Annotated in this window: 3 protein-coding genes; all 3 read right to left on the bottom strand. The window is 64.5% G+C overall.

The annotated features are described in order from the left end of the window. Positions 1 to 141: 141 nt before the first annotated feature. The 3 genes from E0T84_RS31540 to E0T84_RS31530 all read right to left on the bottom strand — a co-directional run bounded on the left by E0T84_RS31540 (position 142) and on the right by E0T84_RS31530 (position 1,236). The gene (locus E0T84_RS31540; protein ID WP_131813023.1) at positions 142 to 462 is read right to left on the bottom strand and encodes a hypothetical protein; all 321 of its coding nucleotides are present in this window, start codon (positions 460 to 462) and stop codon (positions 142 to 144) included. 244 nt (positions 463 to 706) lie between these two features. Continuing rightward, complete coding sequence (locus E0T84_RS31535; RefSeq protein ID WP_064924927.1) at positions 707 to 973, bottom strand: hypothetical protein; 267 nt, start codon at positions 971 to 973, stop codon at positions 707 to 709. Further along, positions 970 to 1,236, bottom strand: a complete 267-nt coding sequence (locus E0T84_RS31530) for a hypothetical protein (protein WP_064924925.1) — start codon at positions 1,234 to 1,236, stop codon at positions 970 to 972. Before E0T84_RS31530 ends, E0T84_RS31535 begins: the two co-directional genes overlap by 4 nt. Between the last annotated feature and the right edge of the window lie 230 nt (positions 1,237 to 1,466).

Raw genomic sequence — 1,466 nt, 5'->3', positions numbered from 1 at the left:
ACCCACTGGCTCTGGCCGGTACACCACCGTCCTCACCTCACAGACCACCCTCCGAGCCGCCAGCAGCCACGCTAGACGCCTCCTGAATCCAACCCGGCCTCTCGTACCCCCACACCTCACCAGCCGCTGGGGAGCAGCTCTTCATCGAGTTGGACATGCGATTCTCCTCAAGTTCCTGGGATCGAACACGGCGCCGTCCTCCTCACGCAACAGCGCAGTGGGCCCGATCTCGGTAACGCTGTCGCCAAATGCACGTCGCATCCCGGCGACCCCCTGGATCAGCACGCCCTGCATCGTGGGCGACTGCGCGAGATAACGGATCGATACCAGCGCCGAGCACTCATCGTTGCCGCCCTCCCACTGCAACTCGTCACGAGAATCCGTCATGTCGCCGATCACCTCCGCCGAAGCCCCGGCACACAGAGCGGTCAGGTACCACCGGTCAGGACGCGGACCAGCCATCAAAGGCCCCTCCGCTCCGGAAACACCGCTGAGGTGCTGCCCGGCGCGCAGGGCAGCACCTCAGCGGTCAGGAATCGCGCCTCTATGCCCTCCGACAGACGGATGCTCTGGCTGACGCACCCAAGCGCCGCCCCGATCTCTGTCCGCCCTGACGACACAGCACAGGGCAAACTAGCGGCCCTCAGTGACGGTGACCCCGTGTCTGAGTCGACGTACGCCCCGGCATCCAGCCGTGCGTGCGGGCTCATCGCGCGGTCCTCGGTTCCGCAACGGCGCTGCCCAGCCATTCATCGAACGCAGCCACCAGGCCCTCTGCCCGCTCGTGGATCTCCTCCCGGGCATCGAAGTTTTGCTCGTCGTGTCGGCGGTAGGCCGCTTCGCTGTAGTCGCTCAGATCGCAGTGAGCCGGACATTCGTCGCTGCATTCATGCATGACGTGGATGCCGTCGAACGCGGCCCGCAGCGCCGCCAGGGCGTCGAGCACCGCGGCTGGTGGGGTCGGCGTGCTCATGCGCCCACCCACTCATTGCACTCGCCGACCAGCTCGCACCGACCGGGGGCATCAACGATCGTGATCTCGAAGCAATAGCCCAGATCGTTGCCGATACCGTGGCCGTCGCCGGTGAACTCCTCCAGCTGCTCCCACAGCTGCTCCAAATCCTCGAACGGCTCCACCTCGACCGTCTCGACCCGTTTGGATGTGTGCCCGTCGCTATAGGCGTTTTCCACCCTGATCGTCAACGTCAGCGACTCCGCAGCACTCTCAGCAGTCACAACACTCCCCTTCCGGGAATATCGGGGCCCGCCGGAATGGCTTGCCCAACACCGCAAACATACCGCCGACCACCGACACCGCTAGCCGGGTCGAAGGCCTAGCTGTAACTCCCAGACAGGTTGTGAACGGCGTGGTGAGCGGAAGTAGGTGAGGACCTCCGGTATCGGTGTGGTTACCAAACACGCACATCCGATTACCGAGAGGTCCTCATGGTCCACGCTAATGCTTC

Origin of the sequence: Mycobacterium sp. DBP42 (genome assembly GCF_005924235.1) — a bacterium.
GTDB lineage: Bacteria > Actinomycetota > Actinomycetes > Mycobacteriales > Mycobacteriaceae > Mycobacterium > Mycobacterium syngnathidarum.
The sequence above is the reverse complement of the archived record's forward strand: the minus strand, read 5'-3'. Positions and strand labels throughout refer to the sequence as shown.